General features: G+C 73.6%; 16 protein-coding genes and 1 pseudogene. 3 read left to right on the forward strand and 14 right to left on the reverse strand.

Going from position 1 to position 21097, the window contains the following annotated elements; translation table 11 throughout:
* Positions 1 to 210: 210 nt before the first annotated feature.
* The 3 genes and pseudogenes from galE to ACIQWR_RS36165 all read right to left on the reverse strand — a co-directional run bounded on the left by galE (position 211) and on the right by ACIQWR_RS36165 (position 2668).
* Complete coding sequence (gene galE, locus ACIQWR_RS36155; RefSeq protein ID WP_354380523.1) at positions 211 to 1161, reverse strand: UDP-glucose 4-epimerase GalE; 951 nt, start codon at positions 1159 to 1161, stop codon at positions 211 to 213.
* Between the two features lie 111 nt (positions 1162 to 1272).
* Complete coding sequence (locus tag ACIQWR_RS36160; protein WP_399264433.1) at positions 1273 to 1941, reverse strand: response regulator transcription factor; 669 nt, start codon at positions 1939 to 1941, stop codon at positions 1273 to 1275.
* Between the two features lie 136 nt (positions 1942 to 2077).
* Positions 2078 to 2668: pseudogene (locus tag ACIQWR_RS36165) on the reverse strand (DUF5753 domain-containing protein).
* On the opposite strand from ACIQWR_RS36165, the gene ACIQWR_RS36170 reads away from it, so the two are divergent.
* The gene (locus tag ACIQWR_RS36170) at positions 2660 to 2932 is read left to right on the forward strand and encodes a hypothetical protein (protein ID WP_404018696.1); all 273 of its coding nucleotides are present in this window, start codon (positions 2660 to 2662) and stop codon (positions 2930 to 2932) included. The pseudogene ACIQWR_RS36165 and the gene ACIQWR_RS36170 overlap by 9 nt on opposite strands.
* Here ACIQWR_RS36170 and ACIQWR_RS36175 read toward each other — a convergent pair.
* The 10 genes from ACIQWR_RS36175 to rsmI all read right to left on the reverse strand — a co-directional run bounded on the left by ACIQWR_RS36175 (position 2916) and on the right by rsmI (position 15944).
* The gene (locus ACIQWR_RS36175) at positions 2916 to 3677 is read right to left on the reverse strand and encodes a class I SAM-dependent methyltransferase (protein ID WP_404018925.1); all 762 of its coding nucleotides are present in this window, start codon (positions 3675 to 3677) and stop codon (positions 2916 to 2918) included. The genes ACIQWR_RS36170 and ACIQWR_RS36175 overlap by 17 nt on opposite strands.
* Positions 3678 to 3807: 130 nt before the next feature.
* Positions 3808 to 5523, reverse strand: a complete 1716-nt coding sequence (locus tag ACIQWR_RS36180) for a PQQ-binding-like beta-propeller repeat protein (RefSeq protein WP_404018699.1) — start codon at positions 5521 to 5523, stop codon at positions 3808 to 3810.
* Positions 5524 to 5602: 79 nt separating this feature from the next.
* Positions 5603 to 7276, reverse strand: coding sequence for a PQQ-binding-like beta-propeller repeat protein (locus ACIQWR_RS36185; protein WP_404018702.1), 1674 nt, complete (start codon positions 7274 to 7276; stop codon positions 5603 to 5605).
* 154 nt (positions 7277 to 7430) lie between these two features.
* Positions 7431 to 9230 (reverse strand): ABC-F family ATP-binding cassette domain-containing protein, encoded by a 1800-nt coding sequence (locus tag ACIQWR_RS36190; RefSeq protein WP_404018705.1) that lies wholly within the window; start codon positions 9228 to 9230, stop codon positions 7431 to 7433.
* Between the two features lie 163 nt (positions 9231 to 9393).
* A complete protein-coding gene (locus ACIQWR_RS36195) occupies positions 9394 to 10302 on the reverse strand; it encodes a 4-(cytidine 5'-diphospho)-2-C-methyl-D-erythritol kinase (RefSeq protein WP_404018928.1) in 909 nt (302 codons plus the stop codon).
* A 53-nt stretch (positions 10303 to 10355) separates the two neighbouring features.
* On the reverse strand, positions 10356 to 11213 hold the full coding sequence (gene rsmA, locus ACIQWR_RS36200) for a 16S rRNA (adenine(1518)-N(6)/adenine(1519)-N(6))-dimethyltransferase RsmA (protein WP_404018931.1): 858 nt from the start codon (positions 11211 to 11213) through the stop codon (positions 10356 to 10358).
* A 92-nt stretch (positions 11214 to 11305) separates the two neighbouring features.
* Positions 11306 to 12529 (reverse strand): ubiquitin-like domain-containing protein, encoded by a 1224-nt coding sequence (locus tag ACIQWR_RS36205; protein ID WP_404018934.1) that lies wholly within the window; start codon positions 12527 to 12529, stop codon positions 11306 to 11308.
* 701 nt (positions 12530 to 13230) lie between these two features.
* Entirely contained in the window at positions 13231 to 14172 is a 942-nt protein-coding gene (locus ACIQWR_RS36210; RefSeq protein WP_404018708.1) for a TatD family hydrolase, read from the reverse strand.
* Between the two features lie 206 nt (positions 14173 to 14378).
* Positions 14379 to 14873: a hypothetical protein gene (locus ACIQWR_RS36215; RefSeq protein WP_404018710.1), complete on the reverse strand. Its 495-nt coding sequence runs from the start codon at positions 14871 to 14873 to the stop codon at positions 14379 to 14381.
* A 162-nt stretch (positions 14874 to 15035) separates the two neighbouring features.
* A complete protein-coding gene (gene rsmI / locus ACIQWR_RS36220; protein WP_404018712.1) occupies positions 15036 to 15944 on the reverse strand; it encodes a 16S rRNA (cytidine(1402)-2'-O)-methyltransferase in 909 nt (302 codons plus the stop codon).
* A gap of 109 nt (positions 15945 to 16053) precedes the next feature.
* Here rsmI and ACIQWR_RS36225 point away from each other — a divergent pair, with 109 nt between their 5' ends.
* Together ACIQWR_RS36225 and ACIQWR_RS36230 are read left to right on the forward strand one after the other, a co-directional pair.
* A complete protein-coding gene (locus ACIQWR_RS36225; protein ID WP_404018715.1) occupies positions 16054 to 17835 on the forward strand; it encodes a dolichyl-phosphate-mannose--protein mannosyltransferase in 1782 nt (593 codons plus the stop codon).
* A gap of 77 nt (positions 17836 to 17912) precedes the next feature.
* Positions 17913 to 19541, forward strand: coding sequence for a penicillin-binding transpeptidase domain-containing protein (locus ACIQWR_RS36230; protein ID WP_404018718.1), 1629 nt, complete (start codon positions 17913 to 17915; stop codon positions 19539 to 19541).
* A gap of 371 nt (positions 19542 to 19912) precedes the next feature.
* On the opposite strand, the gene ACIQWR_RS36235 is transcribed toward ACIQWR_RS36230, so the two are convergent.
* On the reverse strand, positions 19913 to 21082 hold the full coding sequence (locus ACIQWR_RS36235; RefSeq protein ID WP_404018721.1) for a serine hydrolase domain-containing protein: 1170 nt from the start codon (positions 21080 to 21082) through the stop codon (positions 19913 to 19915).
* Positions 21083 to 21097 lie beyond the last annotated feature (15 nt).

Below are 21097 nucleotides of genomic sequence, written 5' to 3' on the forward strand. Positions count from 1 at the left end.
TGTCTGGGGCGGAGCCCCAGGAGCCCCGCAGGGGACAACGGCCCTGGCGGGCCGCCCCGGGCTCCGCCCGGACCCGCGCCTCAAACGCCGGCGAGGCTGGATGGGCTCCGGACGAGGCTGGGTTCGGGTCCGGACGAGGCTGGAATGGCTCCGAGCGAGGCTGGATGGGCTCCGGGCGAGGCTGGGATGGCCCCGCGGCGGGGCGGCCGGTCAGCGCTGGGCGAAGGCCCAGGCGTCCGCGACGATGCCCGCGAGGTCCGCACGGGAGGGGGTCCAGCCGAGCCGCTCCTTGGCATTGGCCGCGGAGGCCACCAGGACCGCCGGGTCACCGGCCCGACGCGGGGCCACGACCTCCGGGATCGGGTGCCCGGTCACCTTGCGGACGGTGTCGATGACCTCGCGCACCGAGAAGCCGCTGCCGTTGCCCAGGTTGCAGATCAGGTGCTCGCCCGAGGCGGGCACGGCCACCGCGGCCAGGTGCGCCTCGGCGAGGTCGGCGACGTGGATGTAGTCGCGCACGCAGGTGCCGTCCGGCGTCGGGTAGTCCTCGCCGAACACCGAGATCGACTCGCGCTGCCCGAGGGCGACCTGGAGCACCAGCGGGATCAGGTGGGTCTCGGGGTCGTGCCGCTCGCCGAACTCCTTGTAGGCACCGGCCACGTTGAAGTAGCGCAGCGAGACCGCGGTCAGCCCGTGCGCCGCGCACTCGCCGCTGATCATGTGGTCGACGGCCAGCTTGGAGGCGCCGTAGGGGTTGGTCGGCTTGGTCACCGACTCCTCCGTCAGCAGCCCCTCGGTGGGCTCGCCGTAGGTCGCGGCGGTGGAGGAGAAGACGAGCTTCTTCACCCCGGCCTCGCGCATCGCGGTGAGCAGCGCGAGCGTGCCGCCGACGTTGTTGTCCCAGTACTTGCCGGGGTTGACCACGGACTCGCCGACCTGCGAGAAGGCCGCGAAGTGCAGCACCGCGTCGAAGGAGGCGTCGAGGTGGCGGGCGGCGTCCTGGATCCGACCGTGGACGAGGGTGGCGCCCTGCGGCACGCCCGCCTCGAAGCCGGTCGAGAGGTCGTCGAGGATGGTGACCTCGTGTCCGGCCTCCAGCAGATGGGCCGCGACCACGCTGCCCACGTATCCGGCGCCACCGGTGACCAGGTACTTGCTCACTCGCCTACTACCTCTCGAAGTCGCACGGCCGCACGCGCGCGCGACCCGTTCCCCCCTGGCTTACCGCATGTCCGCACCCACGGGGAAATCGCGCGCCCGCGACGACGACGTCTACAGGCGGGCCGCCCGGTCCAAGAGGCCCGTACGGGCGGCCAGTGCGGCCGCCTCCAGCCGGGAGCCCACGCCGAGCTTCATCAGCACCCGCTGGACGTGCGTGCGCGCGGTGCTCGGCGCGATCGCCATGCCGGCCGCGATCAGCCGGGTGTCCTCGCCCTCGGCGACCCGGACCAGGACCTCCACCTCGCGCGGGGTGAGCAGCCCGAGCAGCCTGCTGCCCTCGTCGTCCGGCTGGGCGGTGGGGTTGAGGAGTTCCGCGAAGGCGCTCTGGAGCAGCTGCGGCGACACCGCCGCCTCCCCGGCCCGCGCCTTGGCCAGGGCCCGCTCGACGCCCTCGATCCGCTCGTCCTGGCGCACGTACCCGCAGGCACCGGCGGCGAAGGCGGCGGCGATCCCGCGCGGACTGGGCACCGGGCCCAGCACGACCACGGCGATCTGCGGTCTCTCGCGCCGGATCCGCACGATGGGCTCGAAGATCCCCGGCTCGGCGGGGGTGGCGGTGCCCAGCAGACAGACCTCCGGGGCGCGGCTGATCACCAACTCGGCCGCCCCGGCGGCCGGCGCGGCCGCGGCCAGCACCCGGTGCCCGCGCAGCTTCAACGCCGAGGCGAGCGCCTCGGCCAACAGCCGGTGATCGTCAACGACCATGACCCGTACGCCCATTGCGGCGCTCACCCCCGACCCTTCTGACCCGGCAAGCTACACGCTTGTTCGACGCCGCGAGGTGGATACGGAACAGAAGCCCCCGTCAGTGGGTGCTGGCCCTGTGGGCCTTGACATCGACCAGGGGGTCCGGTCCTCAGGCGACGCCCCGGCGCACTTCGTCGATCAAGGCCACGGACTGCGCCTGCGAGAGAGCTTCGGCCTGGAGGTAGTGGAAGGCAGCCAGTACGGACAGCACCGAGGTGCTCTCCCGGTCCACCCACCCCCGGAAGTGGGACTCGGCATAGCCGACCACGGACCGGTCGGGCATGGTCAGCAAGACCACCGGCAGGTCGAAGGGTCGGAGCTCTCCCATATCGAACGGGGCCACTTGAAGCACCGTGTCAGGGCGGGCGGCGAACTCCCCCAACCGGTCGAGCTGGGCGGCCATGACCTCGGCGCCGCCGATGAACCGGCGGATGCGACTCTCGTCCATCACGATGACCACCATCGGCGGCCGGGCCCGCTCCAGCGCCGCCTGCCGCTCCGCAATGAACGCGACCCGCGCGGCCGCACGTTCGGCGGTAATGGCGCCTCGCCGCATCGTTCTCTCCGCCAGCACCCGCGCGTACTCCGGCGTCTGTAACAGCCCGGGGACGATCCCGATCCCGTACATCCGGATCTCCATCGCCCGGCGCTCATAGCCGACCTACTCCGGGAATCCCTCCAGCAGCGCACCGTGCCGCATCTCGCGCCACGCACGCTCGAACACGCCACCGGCCCGCACTGGGCCCTCATCGCCGACAACCAGGACGCGACCGCCCTATGGGCCCGCTGGCCGGAGGGCAGGTCGTGCCAGGCGGTCTTCGTCCGCCCCGACTGCCCGGTCGGCGACAGCGCAACGGGCGGCACCGGCGCCGGGTGCGCCGAGTTCCGCCACCATCCCGGCGGGCACACCTGGCAGCTCGGCGACCCCGCCCACGAGCGGTGGGCGGTCAGGCCGCGCCGGTGAAGACGTACGCCGTCATCGGGGCGACGACCGGGCCCGGGCCCAGTCGGGCCGTGGCCTCCTCGATGATGATCGCCCGGGCGGCCGGGCCGCCGCCGCGCTCCTCGAAGGCACCGCGCACCGGTGTCCCGGTGAGGAAGCCGGTGGCGACGTCGGCGGCCGACGCGGCCCGGCCCTCCAGCGTCAGCTCCCGCTCCTCCTCGACGACGAACCCGGCGGCCACGAGGTCGGCCGCCACGAGGGCGGGGTCGGCGTAGCCGTGCGGGACCGTGGGGAGGAACCGCGGCGGGTCGTCCGGGAAGGCCCGCTCCAGCCCGGCCTGCACCGCGTCGTCGAAGGCGTGCGCGGCGATCGGGCCCCAGGTGTTGAACAGGAACCGGCCGCCCGCGGCCAGCACCCGGCGGACCTCGCTGAAGGCCGCGACCCGGTCGGGGAAGAACATCACGCCGAACTGGCAGACCACCAGGTCGAAGCCCCCGTCCGGGAACGGCAGCCGCTGCGCGTCGGCCTGTCGCCACAGCGCCCCCGGCGCCCGGGACGAGCCGAAGCCGACCATGGCCTCGTTCAGGTCGGTGGCCGTCACCTCGGCCGACGGCGCCGCGGCGAGCAGCTCCGATGTCAGCACGCCGGTGCCCGCGGCCAGTTCGAGGATCCGTCCGGGTCGCAGCGCCGCCGCCCGGGCGGTGAGGTCCTCGGCGAAGGGCCGGAAGAGGACCGGCACGAGGTACCGCTCGTATGCCTCCGGCATGGAGCTGGACCACAGCCGGTCGGCGTCGATTCCCGTCACCCTCGCCACGGTAGCCCGGCCCCGGGACACCGGCATGCCGAAGCCCCCCGGAGGAGCACGACGTCCGGGGGGCTTCGGCGGTGGTGCCGGGTCAGCCCGTCGTGAAGGACACGAACAGGTACGACGGGTCGGCGGTCGCCGAGTAGGGCTTGCTGATCAGCGTCTGGGAGATGAAGAACCGCCCGTTGTGGTAGCGGAACTCGGCTCCGTTCGCGGACATGCTGGTCTCGGGACGCCGGATGTTCTTGTCCTCCGGCATCTCCATGAGCAGCGTTTCCTTCATCGTCGCGGTGTCGATGCTGACGACCTGGCCGCCCTTGTTGTAGGGGGGCAGCTTGTAGGCGATGACGTTCGGGCCGTCCATGCGCAGCGGCATGATCGTGTACTGCTCGCCCGCGTCGGCCCGGTCGGTGGTCTGCTTGCCGGTGGTCAGGTCGAAGGACAGCAGCTCGTTGGTCCGGCCGTACTGGTCCTTGCCCTGGTGCTCGACGGACGGCAGGTAGACCTTGCCGTTGCCGACGGCCATCTTCTTGCAGCCCTCGACCAGCAGCCCGTCGCAGCGCACCGAGTAGTTTCCGGAGGAGACCGGGATACGGGTCTTCAGCGCGCCCGCGTCGTCGACGACGAAGAGGTCGCTGACCCCGCTGCCGCCCTTGGCCGCGTCACCGACGTCGGCGGCGACGACCAGCGGCTTCGTGGAGACGATGCTCGCGTAGTCGATGCCCTGGGAGAGCTTGTACGAGGACTTGGGCGCCCCGGTCTTCGGGTCGAGGTTCTGCGCGAGCAGGTACTGGCTGCCGTACGGGCCGCACTTGCGGATGACCGCGAGGGCGGGGCCGCCGGCGTAGCCGAGGTCGTAGCAGCCTTCGCCGTCGACCTTGGCGGGCCACAGGTTCTTGCCGTCGGCGAGGTTCCAGCCCGCGCCGCCCTGGAGGCCGCCCGCGGCGACGGTGTCGCCGCTGAGGGTGATCTCCTTGAACTCCACCGGCTTGTCACCGCTGGTGGCGGCCTTGATGGTGGTCGACCAGACCAGCTTGCCCGCGTTCAGGTCGATGACGCCGATCTGGTTGCAGCGGGGGTACTTGTTGGCGTCGCTGGCCAGCGCTTCCTTGAAGAGGATCGCGCTCTTGCCGCCGCTGATGTGCGCGGTGGCCCCGCACAGCTCGGCCGGGAGCGCGATGGACCACTTCTGGGCGCCGGTGTTCAGGTCGTAGCCGACGACCTTGGCGACGTCGGACTTCGCGTAGAGCGTGTCGGTGACCCAGGAGCCCTCGACGTGCGCGAGGTCGGCGACCTGCGGCTGCGGGAGGTTGACCAGGGTCTTGGCCTTGGTGTTCGCCGGGGGCTTCTCGCTGGCGACCCCGCCACCGGGCTTGTCGCCCTCGCCGCCCGCGCCGGGGCTCTTGCCGTCGGTCGGGCCGTTGGCGACGTCCTTCTTGGCGCCGTCCTCGTCGCCGGAGACGTACCAGAAGCCGCCGCCCACGATCAGGGCGATGGCGACGAGCGCGGCGACCACGATGAGGAGCTGGTTGCGCAGGTCGTTGCTGCCGCCGCCACCGCTGCCGCCGCTCGCGGGCGGGGCGTAGGCGGGTGCGGCGGGCGCGGCCGGCGGCGCCTGCGGGTAGCCGTAACCGGGCTGCGGCTGCTGCTGCGGGTAGCCGTACGCCGGGCCCGGCGGCTGCTGCGGGGGCGCCGGCGGGGCGGGCGGCGCGGCCGGCGGCGGCGCGAAGCCGCCCGGCGGCGGGTCCTGGGGCGCGCCGAAGCCGCCCGACGGGGGCTGGTTCGGCGGGGGCGGCGGGGTACTCATCGGGTGCTACTGCCTCTCGTGGGCGGCCGGGTGGACGACGGAGCTGCGAACGCGCACAGGGTCACGGACACGGACACGGTCACTTGCCGAAGACCATCAGGAACTTCTCGTCCTTGCCCTCGCCGGTGATGTGCGTGGAGGACATGAAGAGCCGCCCGTCCGCGAAGGCGATCTGCGGGGTGTAGAAGGAGTTCTCCAGCGGCGCGGCGGGCCCGGACGGGTTGTGCAGCACCGTGGTGGGCTTGCCGCCGCCGAGCGGGAGCGAGATGACCTCGCCGCCGGTGGCCTTGTCCGCCGCGCTGTTGTAGGCGTAGAGCTTGCCGCCCTCGGCCTTCAGCGGGACCAGGACGCGCTTGTCGCCGGCCGGGGTGCGCCACTTGGGCTTGCCGGTGCCCATGTCGAAGGCGACCAGCTCGTTGGAGGCGCCCTCGGTCGGCAGGACGATCGTGTCGGAGCCCGCGTCGACGACGATGCCCCAGCAGTCCTGGAGCGGCCGGTCGAGGATCGGGTCGTCGCAGCGGGGCGTGAACTGGCCGTCGCCGCTGAGCTGCGAGCGCTGCTTGCCGTCGGGGCCGATGACCATGATGGAGCGCAGGCTCTTGTCGCGCTGCTTGACGTCGACGACGAGCGGGTTGACCGAGTAGACCTTGCTGACCCGCCAGCCCTCCGGGAAGCGGTACGTCCAGCTCTTCTGGCCGCTGACCGGGTCGGTGCCCTGGAGCTCCTCGATGCCGTCGGCGCAGGTGGCGACGGCGACGACCTTGCCCTGACCGGCCGCGTAGGAGCCGGGCGTGCAGCCCTCGGGGACGTTGGAGCCGAACAGCCGGTCCCCGGTGCTCACCTTGAAGGCGCTGGCGGCGCCGACGCGGCCGGCGGTGACGGTGTCACCGGTGATGGCGAGGCTGGGGGTGACCATGATGTCGAACATCCCCTCCTTGGGGATCTCCTTGGTCCAACCCTCCTTGCCCGTCTTGAGGTCGACCATCTTGAGCTGGTTGCAGCTCGCCTGCTCGGACTCGCCGTTCATGAAAGCCACGACGACCTTGCCGTCGGTGGTGGTCTGGTAGGGGGTGCTGCAGACCTTGGCGGGGAAGTCGAGCTTCCACTTCTGCTTGCCGTCCGCCACTCCGTAGCCGATGAGCGACTTGAAGAGGGACTTGACGACGGTGTCGCCCACGATCCACTGACCCGTGGCATCCCCGCCGCCGCCGGGCAGTTCGGTGGCGTTGGTCTTCAGCCACAGCACCTTGCCCTCGCCGGGCTTGCGGCCGGAGTTGAGGTCGACGTCGCTCATGCCGTTGCCGCCCTTGCCGTCTCCCTGGTCGACGGAGGGCGAGCCGGAGGGCTGGGTCACGGGCGCGGAGCTGCCGGCCGCGGCCGGCTTCTTGTCGTCGCCGTCATCGCCGGCGAAGGCGAAGTACGCGCCGGTGCCGAGCACCAGCGTGACCACCACGGAGGCGGTGACCAGGAGGTGCGTCCGGCCGCGGGGCCGGGTCGGCCCGGTGGGCGGCATCCCGATCGGCGTGGTCGGGGGCTGCGGATATCCGTATCCGGGCTGCGGCTGCTGGCCGAACGGGCCCTGCGGGGCCGGCGGCTGCTGGCCGGGCTGCTGCGGCGGCGCCTGCGCGTACGGGTTGTCGCCCTGCGGCGGGAAGCCGTACGCGGAGGGCGGCGGCGGGCCGGGCAGGTGTCCGTAACCGGGAGGTACAGCTGGCTGGTTCGGCGGCGTCGGCGGACTCGGCGGCTCGGTCATCAGCGGTACCTTCGGGGTCGGTCGGGCGTGGGGGATGCCCTTTCTATCACTGCGGGCGCACGCCGGACGGGCCGGTCCAGCCCCTGTGCCCAAGGGAGGACCGGCCCGTGACGTGGTCGTTATCCGGCCAGTTGGTGCCCGGCTGAGGCGGAACCTACGCGTCCTCGGCCAGCTCCAGCCAGCGCATTTCCAACTCGTCCCGGTCTGTGATGAGTTCGCGCAGCTCCGCGTCGAGCGTGGCGACCTTGTCGAAGTCGGTGGCGTTCTCCGCGATCTGCGCGTGCAGGTTCGTCTCGCGGTCCGACATCTTGTTGAGCTGACGCTCGATCTTCTGGAGCTCCTTCTTCGCGGCGCGCGCGTCGCCCGAGGAGGTCTTCTCCTTGACCGCGACCGGGGCGGGCGCGGGCCCCGCCTCGGCGATCATCCGCTTCCGGCGCTCCAGGTACTCGTCCAGGCCGCGCGGCAGCATCCGCAGGCTCTGGTCGCCGAGCAGCGCCATCACGGTGTCGGTGGTGCGCTCGATGAAGAACCGGTCGTGGGAGATCACGATCATCGACCCGGGCCAGCCGTCGAGGAGGTCCTCCAGCTGGGTCAGGGTCTCGATGTCGAGGTCGTTGGTGGGCTCGTCGAGGAAGAGGACGTTGGGCTCGTCCATCAGCAGGCGCAGGATCTGCAGCCGGCGGCGCTCGCCACCGGAGAGGTCGCCGACCGGCGTCCACTGCTTCTCCTTGGTGAAGCCGAACTGCTCGCACAGCTGGCCCGCGGTCATCTCGCGGCCCTGGCCGAGGTCGACCCGGTCGCGCACGCGCTGTACGGCCTCCAGGACGCGCAGGGACGGGTCGAGTTCGCCGACCTCCTGCGAGAGGTACGCGAGGCGGACCGTCTTGCCGACGGTCACCTTGCCGGCCGCGGGCTGCTCGTCGCCCTGGGTGCGGGCGGCCGTGGCGAGCGCGCGCAGCAGCGAGGTCTTGCCCGCGCCGTTGACGCCGACCAGGCCGACCCGGTCGCCGGGGCCGAGGTGCCAGGTCAGGTGCTGGAGCAGGGTCTTGGGGCCGGCCTGGACGGTGACGCCCTCCAGGTCGAAGACCGTCTTGCCCAGGCGCGCGTTGGCGAACTTCATCAGCGCGCTGGTGTCGCGCGGCGGCGGCACGTCGGCGATCAGTTCGTTGGCCGCCTCGATGCGGTAGCGCGGCTTGGAGGTGCGGGCGGGGGCGCCGCGGCGCAGCCAGGCCAGCTCCTTGCGCATCAGGTTCTGCCGCTTGGACTCCTCGGTGGCGGCGATCCGGTCGCGCTCGGCGCGGGCGAAGACGTAGTCGCTGTAGCCGCCCTCGTACTCGTGCACGTCACCGCGCTGCACGTCCCACATGCGGGTGCAGACCTGGTCGAGGAACCACCGGTCGTGGGTCACGCAGACGAGCGCGGAGCGGCGGGCCTGGAGGTGCTGGGCCAGCCAGGAGATGCCCTCGACGTCGAGGTGGTTGGTGGGCTCGTCGAGGACGAGCAGGTCCTGGTCGGCGATCAGGAGCTGCGCGAGCGCGATCCGGCGGCGCTCGCCACCGGAGAGCGGGCCGATGACGGTGTCCAGGCCGTGCTCGAAGCCGGGCAGGCCCAGGCCGCCGAAGAGGCCGGTCAGCACGTCGCGGATCTTCGCGTTGCCCGCCCACTCGTGGTCGGCCATGTCGCCGATGATCTCGTGGCGGATGGTGGCGGCGGGGTCCAGGGAGTCGTGCTGCGTGAGCACGCCCATCCGCAGTCCGCCGTTCTGGGTGACCCGACCGGTGTCGGGCTCCTCCAGCTTCGCGAGCATCCGGATGAGGGTGGTCTTGCCGTCGCCGTTGCGTCCGACGACGCCGATCCGGTCCCCCTCGGACACGCCGAGGGAGATGCCGTCGAGCAGGGCACGGGTTCCGTACACCTTGCTGACTGCCTCGACATTGACCAGATTGACGGCCATCAGACGCGCTCCAGGGAAAGGGGTGGATCAGCCCCCCACCCTAACCTTCCCGGCCGGACCCGACCGCTGCGCGAGCGCCCGCGCGGGTGCGCGGGGGCCGCGCGGGAGTCCGTACGGGCCCCCGCGCGGCCGGTCGTACGGGCCCCCGCGCGCCCGGTCGGGCTCAGTGCCGGGTGGCGCCCGGGGCCGGGGAGGTGGCCACGCGGGTGGTCCGGCAGGTGCCGGAGGCGGCCAGCGCCCCGGCGACCTTCGCCGCGGACTCGGGGTCCCGCACCAGGAAGGCGGTCGTCGGCCCGGAGCCCGAGACGAGGGCGGCCAGCGCCCCGGCCCCCAGACCCGCGTCCAGCGTCCGCCCCAGCTGCGGGCGCAGCGAGAGCGCCGCCGGCTGGAGGTCGTTGACCACGGTGGCGGCCAGCGCGTCCGGGTCCCCGGCGGCCAGCGCGGCCAGCAGCCGCGGCGAAGCCTCGGGCACGGGGATGTCCGTACCGGCCTCGGCCGCCAGCCGGTCGAACTCGCGGAACACCGCCGGGGTCGACAGGCCGCCGTCCGCCACGGCGAAGACCCAGTGGAAGATCCCGGACTCCAGCGGGGCGAGCTGCTCGCCGCGTCCGGTGCCGAGCGCGGCGCCGCCGACCAGGCTGAAGGGGACGTCGCTGCCGAGCTCGGCGCAGATCCCCAGCAGCTCGGCCGGCGTGCTCCGCAGGCCCCACAGCAGGTCGCAGGCGAGGAGCGCGCCCGCGCCGTCCGCGCTGCCGCCCGCCATGCCGCCCGCGACGGGGATGTTCTTCGCGATGTGGATGTGGACGGCCGGGTCCAGGCCGTGCCGGGCGGCGAGCAGCTCGGCGGCCCGCGCCGCCAGGTTCGTCCGGTCCAGGGGGACCTGGTCGGCGTCGGGACCGGAGCAGCTGACGGTGAGGGCGTCGGCCGGGGTGACCGTGACCTCGTCGTAGAGGGAGACGGCCAGGAAGACGTTGGCCAGGTCGTGGAAGCCGTCGGGGCGGGCCGCGCCCACCGCCAGCTGCACGTTGACCTTCGCGGGCACGCGGACCGTGACGCCGGCGGCCTCCGGCAGACCGGTCGCGGCACCGGTCGCGGCACCGGTCGCAGCACCGGTCCCGGCGCCGGTCACAACGCCGCCTGCTCGTGCACCGGCTTGTTCTCCGCGATCCGCGCGAACTCCTCGACCGTGAGGCCCTCGCCACGGGCCTGCGGCGAGATCCCGGCCGCGACCAGGGCGCTCTCGGCGCCCGCGGCGGAGCCGGCCCAGCCGGCCAGCGCGGCCCGCAGCGTCTTGCGGCGCTGCGCGAAGGCGGCGTCGACCACGGCGAAGACCTCGCGCTTGGTGGCGGTGGTCTTGACCGGCTCGGCCCGCCGGACCAGGGAGACCAGGCCGGAGTCGACGTTCGGCGCGGGCCAGAAGACGTTGCGCCCGATGGACCCGGCGCGCTTGACGTCGCAGTACCAGGCGGCCTTGACCGAAGGCACGCCGTAGACCTTGTTGCCGGGCTTGGCGGCCAGCCGGTCGGCGACCTCCGCCTGCACCATGACCAGCGTCCGCTCGATGGTCGGGAAGCGGTCGAGCATCGTCAGCAGCACCGGCACGGCCACGTTGTACGGCAGGTTGGCGACCAGCGCGGTCGGCGCCGGGCCGGGCAGTTCCTTCACGAGCATCGCGTCGGAGTGCACCAGCGCGAAGCGGTCCGCGCGCGCGGGCATCCGGGCCTCGATGGTCGCGGGCAGCGCGGCCGCCAGCACGTCGTCGATCTCGACGGCGGTGACCCGGTCCGCGGCCTCCAGCAGCGCCAGCGTCAGCGAGCCGAGGCCGGGACCGACCTCGACGACGACGTCGTCGGGCCGCACCTCGGCCGTGCGCACGATCCGGCGCACGGTGTTGGCGTCGATGACGAAGTTCTGCCCCTTCTGCTTCGTCGGCCGGACCCCGAGTACGCTCGCCAGCTCCCGGATGTCGGCCGCGCCGAACAGCGCGTCGCCCCCCTGCGCCGGGGTGACCTCCGGCGACTGCTCGCCGTCGTGCTTCTCGTTGCCGTGCTCTGCGGTGTCGTGCTCTGCGGTGCTCACCGGTAAAGCCTACGGCCGCAGTGCGGCCACGGACTCGCCCCCCGCTGCACGTAGAGCTTCTTGGCCCGGTAGGTCTGCTCCGCACCGGGCGCCTGCTGGGCGCTGCCGGTGCCGCCGAGGCTCTGCCAGGTCTGGACGTCGAACTGGTAGAGCCCGCCGTAGGTGCCGGACGCGTCGGTGGCCGCGGCCCGCCCGCCGGACTCGCACTGGGCCAACGCGCCCCAGTCCAGGCCGTCGGCCCCGGCGACCGAGTTCGGCAGCGGCCTGGTGCCGACCTTGACCAGCTGGGTCACCGGCTCGCGCAGGGTCTCCTCGGCGATCCGGCGCGGCTTCTGCCGGACCCCGTTGACGGTGCGCAGGCTGTAGGTGACCCGGCGGGCACCGGGCCGCCCGACGCGCTCGACGACCTCGGTCCCGGCGAACTGCTCCGGATCCTTCACCTTCTCGATCTCGAACGGGATGCGCTCCTCGCGGACCTCGCGGGTACCGGTGATGCGCAGCACGGTGACGGTCTGGCCGTCGCGGGGGAAGGAGGCGGCCGGCACGGAGGTGGTGTCCTGGGCGTGCAGGGTGATCCCGGCCTGGTCCAGGGCCTCCTGGACGGTGGCGGCGTTGGTGCGGATGGTGCGTTCGCGGCCGTCGGCCATGAAGGTGACGCTGCGTTCGGTGCGCACGTTCAGGGTGAGGCCGCGGCGCGGTACGGGGGCGGTGCGGGGTGCGGAGAGGTACGCGCCCTCCGCGCGGACGCCGAGCTGGCGCAGCGCGCCGTCCACGGTGGCGGCGGTGGTCCACACCTGGCGCCGCTGGCCGTCGAGGGTGAGCTGGAGGGGACGGCCGTAGCGGACGACGATCTCGTCGCCGTCGTCGAGGGCGGTGGTGCGGGCCGGGGCGACCAGGTCGTGGGCGCCGACGCCCAGGCCCTCCGCGTCGAGCAGCTCGTCGACGTCGTCGGCGAAGGTGTGCAGGGTGCGGGGCACGCCGTCCACGGTGAGGCGGACCGCCTTGTCGGCGGCGACGAAGGCGGAGGTGCCGCCGGCGAGGAAGGCGACGACCAGGGCCTGCGGGACGATCCGGCGCCAGCTGGCGGTGCCGCGCCCGGCTCTGGTGCCCCGGCGCGCCCGGGTGGCGGTGGCCCCGCCGCGTCCGGCCCGCCGGGATCCGCCGGGCTCGGGGCGGGGCGGGGTGCCCGTGCCCTCCGGCCGGGCGGGGGCGGGGAGCAACGGCTCGGGCCAGCCCCCGGGGGCGGGGGCGGGGGCCGGGTCGAAGCCGGGGCCGAGGTCCAGGCCGGGGCCGCGACCGAAGTCGGGGGCGCCGTCGTGGTCGGGGTCGTAGCCGGGGCCGGGGCCGGGGCCGGGGCCGTAGTCGGGGTCCCCGCCGTAGTCGAGGTCGAGGTCGCGTGCGAAGTCCCGGTCCAGGTCGCGTTCGAGCTCTACGAGGTCCAGCTCCAGGCCCAGTTCCAGGGCGAGGTCCGGGCCGAAGGAGCCGTCGCCGTCGGCTCCGGCACCGACGTCGGCGCCGGCACCGACGTCCGCGTCCGGCCAGGCCGTGCCGACGGCCGCTCCACCCGGCGGCGCCGCCGGGAGGGGGGACCGGCCGCGGGCCCGGCGCCCCGTGGGGCCGTCGGCCTTGCGCCGGCGCGCGGCCCGCCGCTCACCGGCGCGGGGGGCCGGGACGGCCGCGTCCCGCTCGTCCGGGGCGGGAGGCGGGTCGGCGGACAGCGCCGAGTCCAGCCAGCCCGCGGGTGCCGCTGCGTCCGGCTCGTCCCGGCCGCCACGGCGGTGGCCGCCCTGGGTATCGCTCACGACGCTCGCTCCACTGGTCCGGTCCCGTTGGTTCGGGCACGGCACCCTAGCGGAGCGTTCGTCACGCAACAAAGTCGACCCGCTACCCAGCGTGTCGCCGGGTGCGGGTCGATCGGGGGTCAGTAGGCGAAGGCGCGGGCCGTGTTCGCCGCCAGTGCGGTGGCCATCGCGTCCTCGTCGATGCCGCGGGCCGCGGCCATCGCACGGACCGTGAGCGGAATCAGGTACGGCGCGTTGGGCCGTCCGCGGTACGGCGCGGGGGTCAGGTACGGCGCGTCCGTCTCGACCAGCAGCAGCTCGGCCGGGGCGACCGCGACCGCTTCCCGCAGCGCCGCCGCGTTCTTGAAGGTGACCGTCCCGGCGAAGGACATGTAGTAGCCGGCGGCCGCGCACTCGCGGGCCATCTCGGCGTCGCCGGAGTAGCAGTGGAAGACGGTCCGCTCGGGCGCGCCCTCTTCCCGCAGCACGCGCAGGACGTCGGCGTGGGCCTCGCGGTCGTGGATCACGAGCGCCTTGCCGCGGCGCTTGGCGATCTCGATGTGCGCGCGGAAGGAACGCTCCTGCGCGGCCATGCCCTCGGGTCCGGTGCGGAAGTAGTCGAGCCCGGTCTCGCCGACCGCCTTGACGTGGTCGAGGGCGGCCAGCGCCTCGATCTCGGCGAGGGCCTCGTCCAGGGCCGCCTCACCGCCGCCGGGCCGGGCGCCCTGGCGGGACCAGCCTCCCCCAGCCCCAGGGGGCTGGGAGGTGCCCCCTGGGTCCCCGTGGACGATGCGGGGGGCTTCGTTCGGGTGAAGGGCGACCGCCGCGTGGATGTTCTCGTACGCGGCGGCGGTCTCGGCCGCCCAGCGGGAGCCCTTCACGTCGCAGCCGACCTGGACGACCGTGGTGACGCCCACCGAGGCGGCCTTGCGCAACGCCTCCTCGACGGTGCCGCGCTGCATGTCGAGGTGGGTGTGGGAGTCCGCCACCGCGACCCGGAGGGGCTCCGGGAGCGGCGGCGGCGTGTCCCGGTCATCGTCTTTGCGACGGGAACTGGACGAGATGGCGGGGCTGGCACTCATACGGCCGATCCTATGGGCCGCGCCCCATGCCCCGGCGGGGCCGGGTAGCCCCCCCATGCCCCGGCGGGGCCGGAGGCCCATCAAGCCCGCCCGGGCCGGGGCGGACCCAATCAAGCCCGCCCGGCGATTGAGGGCACCCGCCCGGAGGGCACACGACCCGCACCCAGCGGCCGCGGCAGCCCCCACCCAAGCCCGCCCGGGAGGGCTCAGGCCCCGCGGATCCGCCGCCACAGGCGGCCCAGCAGGCCCCCGCCCCCGCCCCCCGCATCGGGGTCGATCGCGACCGGCCCGGGAGCATCGTGCAGCCGGGAGACCTTGCGCGGCTTCGGCATCCGCGCCGGAGCGGCCCGGTGATGGTGGTGGTGGAGCTGGTCGAGCATGCCGAGGACCGAGGACACCTGCCCCTCCCGCATGATCCGCACCACGTGCCCACCGCAGTTCATGCAGGTGGGGTTGGACAGCGGGGACGGGACCCGTTCGCCGCCCTTGACCGTGTAGACGATGAACGGCTGACCCCTGCCGTCCACGTGGTGCTCGATCTCGTACGCCTGCTCCCAGCCGTACCCGCACTTCATGCAGGCGAAGGAGTACGCCTCGCGAGCGGTGCGTACGGGCGGCGGGGTGGTCCTGACGGCGGCGACGGTCGGTGCGGTCGCGACCGGCGGGGCCGCGGGAACCGGGGTGTCTGCGATCTCACTCATGCCAGCTCCTCTTGTCCGCTGGTAGTTCACTCACCAGTGGACGCCTGTTCCGGCGGGAGCGCATCAGGCCCTGTCCAGTGTTGGACGGCCTTTGGGCAAGGCATGCCCAAAACGCCCTGTGCCCGGTCTGAGCTTTGCTTTTCAGCCTAGCTCTTTACCGACTTACGGCACCTTTTGTGCCGCATTCTTTGCCGCGACCACCGCGTCGAACACCTCGCGCTTGGGTACGCCGGCCTCGGCGGCGACGGCCGCGATGGCCTCCTTGCGCCGCTCCCCCGCCTCCTCCCTCACCCGCACCCTGCGCACCAGCTCGTCGGCGTCGACGTCACCGGGCGCCGCGGCGGGCGCGCCCTCGACGACCACCGTGATCTCGCCACGGACGCCCTCGGCCGCCCACTCGGCGAGCGCGGCCAGGCCGCCCCGCTTGACCTCTTCGTAGGTCTTGGTCAGCTCGCGGCAGACGGCGGCCCGCCGGTCGGGTCCGAAGACCTCCGCCATCGCGGCCAGGGTGTCGTCGAGGCGGTGCGGGGCCTCGAAGTAGACGAGGGTGCGGCGCTCCCCCTCGACCTCGCGCAGCCGGCTCAGCCGCTCGCCGGCCTTGCGCGGCAGGAAGCCCTCGAAGCAGAAGCGGTCCACCGGCAGCCCGGACATGGCCAGCGCGGTCAGGACGGCGGACGGGCCGGGCACGGCCGTCACCTTGATGTCCTTCTCCACGGCGGCGGCGACCAGCCGGTAGCCCGGGTCGGACACCGACGGCATGCCCGCGTCCGTCACGAGGAGGACCCGGGAGCCGGCGAGGAGCGCCTCGACCAGTTCGGGGGTGCGCGCGGACTCGTTGCCCTCGAAGTAGGAGAGGACGCGACCGGTGGTGTGCACGCCCAGGCCCTGGGTCAGCCGGCGCAGCCGCCGGGTGTCCTCGGCGGCGATCACGTCGGCCCGCTCCAGCTCGGTGGCGAGCCGGGGCGGCGCGTCCGCGAGGTCCCCGATCGGGGTGCCGGCGAGGACGAGCACGCCCGCCGCGTCGGTGGTCGGGTGGGTGGCTTCGGTACCTCGGGGCTGCGCAGTGGTCACCCGCACATCCTCTCAGCCCGGGGCCCCGTGCCCCGGCCACTCCCCCCTTGATCGACCCGGTCGCCCCCGCTACTGGGGTTCGCACAGCGCTGTTCCCTACGATGACCCGGTGACCAGTACCGCGACGCCGCAACCCAGCCCCGCCGGGGCCCCGCCCGCGCCGCCCGGTGGCGGCGAGAACGAGCCGCCGACCTGGCTGCGCCGCCTGCGCGGCTTCGGCTACGCGCCGCCGGGCGGGCCGGGCGGCGGTGCGGGACCGCGCGCCGATGTCCGCAGCCGCCTGGTGCCGCCGTACGCGAAGCCCTCGGTGGCGCTGTGGACGGCGCTCGGCGTGCCCGCCGCCGCGACCGTGACCTGGCTGCGGGTACTGGCGTGGGCCGGTCCGCTGCTGGTGGCGCTGGTGGCCGGGGTGCTGCGGTTCGTGCACCTGGGCACCCCGAAGGCGGTGATATTCGACGAGACGTACTACGCGAAGGACGCCTGGGCCACGATCCAGCAGGGCTACGAGGCCAGCTGGCCCAAGGACATCGACAAGGCGATCCTGGCGAACCCGGACGGGGTCGTGCTGCCGAGCGACCCGGGGTACGTCGTGCACCCGCCCGTCGGCAAGTGGGTGATCGGGCTCGGCGAGTGGATGTTCGGCTTCGACCCCTTCGGCTGGCGCTTCATGACCGCGCTGCTCGGCACCCTGTCGGTGCTGATGCTGTGCCGGATCGGGCGGCGGCTGTTCCGCTCCACCTTCCTGGGCTGCCTGGCGGGCGCCCTGCTGGCGGTGGACGGCCTGCACCTGGTGATGAGCCGGACCGCGCTGCTCGACCTGGTGCTGATGTTCTTCGTGCTCGCCGCCTTCGGGGCGCTGCTGATCGACCGTGACAAGGCCCGGGCCAGACTCGCGGCCGCGCTACCGGTCGACGACGAGGGCCGTACCCGGCCCGATCCACGGATCGCCGAGACGCTGAAGCTGGGCTGGCGCCCGTACCGGATCCTCGCCGGGGTCTGCCTCGGCCTGGCCTTCGGCACCAAGTGGAACGGCCTGATCGTCCTCGCCTTCTTCGGCGTGCTGACCGTGCTGTGGGACGCCTCCGCGCGCCGCGTCGCGGGCGCGGGCACCCCGTACGCCTCGATGCTGCGCCGGGACGCGCTGCCCGGCTTCCTCTCCACGGTGCCGGTGGCGGTCGCGGTGTACCTGGCCTCCTGGACGGGCTGGATCCTGAGCCCGGACAACGGCAAGGGCGGCTACTTCCGCGACTGGGCGCGCACCCAGGACCAGGGCAGTTCGATGTCCTTCCTGCCGGAGTGGCTGCGCAGCCTGTGGCACTACGAGACGGCCGTCTACGACTTCCACGTGGGCCTGACCTCGGGCCACACCTACCAGTCCAACCCCTGGAGCTGGCTGGTCCTGGGCCGCCCGGTCTCGTACTACTACGAGTCCCCCGCCCCCGGCACCGACGGCTGCCCGACGACCGCGGTGGGCAAGTGCGCCCGCGAGGTCCTGGCGATGGGCACCCCGCTGCTGTGGTGGGCGGGCTGCTTCGCCCTGCTGTACGTGCTGTGGCGCTGGCTCTTCCGCCGCGACTGGCGGGCCGGCGCGATCGCCTGCGCGCTGGCCGCGGGTCTGCTGCCCTGGTTCAACTACCAGGAGCGGACCATCTTCTACTTCTACGCGGTCGTCTTCGTCCCGTACCTGTGCCTGGCGGTGGCGATGATGATCGGCGCCCTACTGGGCCCGGCGGGCTCCTCGGAACGCCGCCGGGCGGTGGGCGCGATCGGCGCGGGCGTCCTGGTCCTGCTGATCGTGTGGAACTTCATCTACTTCTGGCCCATCTACACCGGCCAGTCCATCCCGATGGACTCCTGGCGCGGCCGCATGTGGCTGGACACCTGGGTGTAGCGCCGGCGGCGGCTGGACAGTCGGGTCTCGCCCATTGAGCATGTTCAGACAGAAGTTACTCCTGGGGAGGGGGCTGTATGAACGGGGCGGCGAAGGGTGCCATCGTCGGCGGGGTGTTCCTGACCATGGTCGGGGCGGCCGGGTACGGGGTGTACGCGCTGGTCGGCGGGGAGGAAGGCGGCTCGGCGGACGGGGGAACGGCGACCCGGGCGGAGCGCCGGACCGGGCCGCCCGACGCCGAGGAGACCGCCCGGGCGGCCAAGGCGTTCCTGACGGCGTGGGCGGCCGGGGACGAGCGGGCCGCGGCGGACCTGACGAACAATCCGGCGCTCGCGCAGCCCGCGGTGGGCGAGTTCAGGACCAAGGCGTACGTGTCGAAGGCCGTCATCACCCCCGGCACTCCGACGGGGACCACCGTCCCCTTCACGGTCGCGGCCGAGATCACCTTCGAGGGGGTCACCAAGCCCCTCGCGTACGAGTCCAAGCTGACCGTGGTCCGCGGGCTGACCACCGGGAAGGCGCTCGTCGACTGGCAGCCCTCGGTGCTCCACCCGCAGCTCCAGCGGGACGAGAAGCTGCGCACGGGCGCTCCCGCCGTCCCGCCGGTCAAGGCCGTGGACCGGGACGGCCAGGAGCTGACGGCGCAGAAGTACCCCTCGCTGAAGCCGGTGCTGGAACAGCTGCGCAAGACGTACGGGCAGACGGTGGGCGGCAGGCCCGGCGTCGAGACCTGGATCGAACCGGCCGCGCGGGACGCGCCCAAGCGGGTCCTGCTCACGCTGGCGGAGGGTGAGCCCGGCCTGCTGAAGACCGTGCTCGACGCGGACGTGCAGGCGGCCGCCGAGAAGGCGGTCGCGGCCTACCCGGAGTCCTCGGTGGTCGCGGTCCAGCCGAGCACGGGGCACGTCCTGGCGGTCGCCAACAACCGGGCGGACGGCTTCGACGCGGCCCTCCTCGGCACCCGGGCACCCGGTTCCACGCTGAAGGTCCTGACGGCCGCGATGCTGATCGACCGGGGCGTGGTGAGCGCGGACAAGCCGGTGGAGTGTCCCAAGACCGTTTCCGGGGGCGGCCGGTCCTTCCACAACCTGGAGAACATGGAGCTCAAGGGCGCGAGCTTCGCGACCGACTTCGCCGTGTCGTGCAACACGGCCTTCATCGGCCAGATGAAGGCCGTCGGCGACGAGTCCGCGCTGGCGGACGAGGCGCGCCAGGTCTTCGGGCTCGGGCTGGAGTGGAAGGCGGGCGTCCCGGTCTTCGACGGTGACGTGCCGGCGGCCTCGGGGCCCGAGGCGGCCGCCGCGTACATCGGCCAGGGCCGGGTGCGGATGAGCCCGCTGAACGTCGCCTCCGTCACGGCGACGGCGAAGACGGGGGCCTTCCACCAGCCGGTGATCGTCGAGGAGGGCGTCGGGGAGCGCGTACTGGCCCGGGCCGAGCGGCAGATGCGGTCCGGGACCTCGCGCCAGCTGGTCCAGATGATGCGGCAGACCGCGGCCAGCGGTACGGCGGCCAAGGTGATGTCCTCGGTCGGCGGGGACAAGGGGGCCAAGACCGGCTCGGCGGAGGTCGACGGTGCGGGCAGCCCGGACAGCTGGTTCACCGGCTTCAGCGACGACGTGGCGGCCGCGGCCATGGTCCAGTCCGGGGGCCATGGCGTCGACGCGGCGGGCCCCTTGGTGGCCCGCGTCCTGAACGCCGGCTAGCCCGCCCGGCGGTGCCCTCAAACGCCGGGCCGGCTTGATAAGGCCCGCATCCAGCCCCGCCGGCGTTTGAGGCGCGACCTCGGGCGAAGCCGCCGGGTGCGGACCGTGTGCCCTCCGGGCAGGTGCCCTCAAACGCCGGGCGGGCTTGATAAGGCCCACTCCGGCCCACTCCAGCCCCGCCGGCGTTTGAGGCGCGACCCCGGGCGAAGCCGCCGAGTGCGGACCGTGTGCCCTCCGGGCAGGTGCCCTCAAACGCCGGGCGGACTTGATGCGGCCCGGGCGGGCTTGATCTGGCCCACTCCAGCCCCGCCGGCGATTGAGGCGCGACCCCGGGGCACCACGAAGCCGGCCCGCCGGCGGTTGAGGCGCGGTTACAGGGTCGAACGGACCGCGCGGACCAGGGCCTGCGCTCGGGGGTCGGCCGTCACAGAGGCGGCCAGGGCGTTCGTGACGTAGCCGAAGGCGACCCCCGACTCGGGGTCGGCGAAGCCCAGGGAGCCGCCCCGCCCGGGGTGCCCGAAGGACGCCGGGGACAGCAGCGGCGAAGCCGGCCCGTGCAGCATGTACCCCGGCCCGAAGCGCGTGTTGACCACCAGCACCCGGTCCGGCCCCGCGGACAGCTCCCGCCCCGCCAGCGCCACCGTCTCCGGGGTGAAGAGCCGGGGCCGGCCGTCGACCTCGCCGAGCGTGGCGGCGTAGAACCCGGCCAGCGCACGGGCCGTGCCGATCCCCGTGGACCCGGGCAGCTCGGCCGCCCGGTAGCCGGGGTCGTTCTCGTCCGGCAGCGGGCTGATCGCGGCGAAGGCGCGCCGCGTGAGGGAGTCGGGGTCGGCGTAGGCCTCGGAGACGTTCCGCTTGGGTCGGGTCCGCAGCCCGCCCGTGGTCCGCGGCGCCTCCAGCGCCGCGCTCCGCCCGACCCGGTGCGCCGCCGCCTCCGGCAGCCCGATCCAGAAGTCCAGCCCGAGCGGCCCGGTTACCTCCTCGGCCAGCCACTTGCCCAGCGAGGCCCCGGTGACCCGCAGCACCAGCTCGCCGAGCAGCCAGCTGAAGGTGTGGGGGTGGTAGCCGTGCTCCGTACCGGGCGCCCAGAAGGCGCTCTGCTCGGCGACGGCGCGCGGCCCCGAGCTCCCGTCGGTGGCCTCGGCGGGGCTCAGCGGGCGGTCCAGCGCCGGTATGCCCGTACGGTGCGAGAGCAGGTCGCGGACCAGGGCCCGCTCCTTGCCGCCCGCCTTGAACTCGGGCCAGTACTCCGCCACCGGCGCGTCCAGGTCGAGCAGCCCCCGCTGGTGCAGGAGCAGCGGTACGGCGGCGGCGACGCCCTTGGTGGCGGAGCGGACGATCTGCGCGGTGTCCCGCTCCCAGGGGGCCGCGTCCGCGCCGGTGGCGTCGGCGTCCCGGACGCCGCCCCACAGGTCGACGACCTTGCGCCCGTCGCGGTAGACGGCGACGGCCGCACCCCGGTCCCCGAGCGCCTCGAAGTTGCGCACGAAAGCGTCCCGGACCGGCTCGAAGCCGTCCGCCACCTCACCCTGAATGTTCACGAGCGGTGCAACGCC

The sequence above is a fragment of the Streptomyces sp. NPDC098789 genome (assembly GCF_044759975.1).
Classification (GTDB): Bacteria; Actinomycetota; Actinomycetes; order Streptomycetales; family Streptomycetaceae; genus Streptomyces.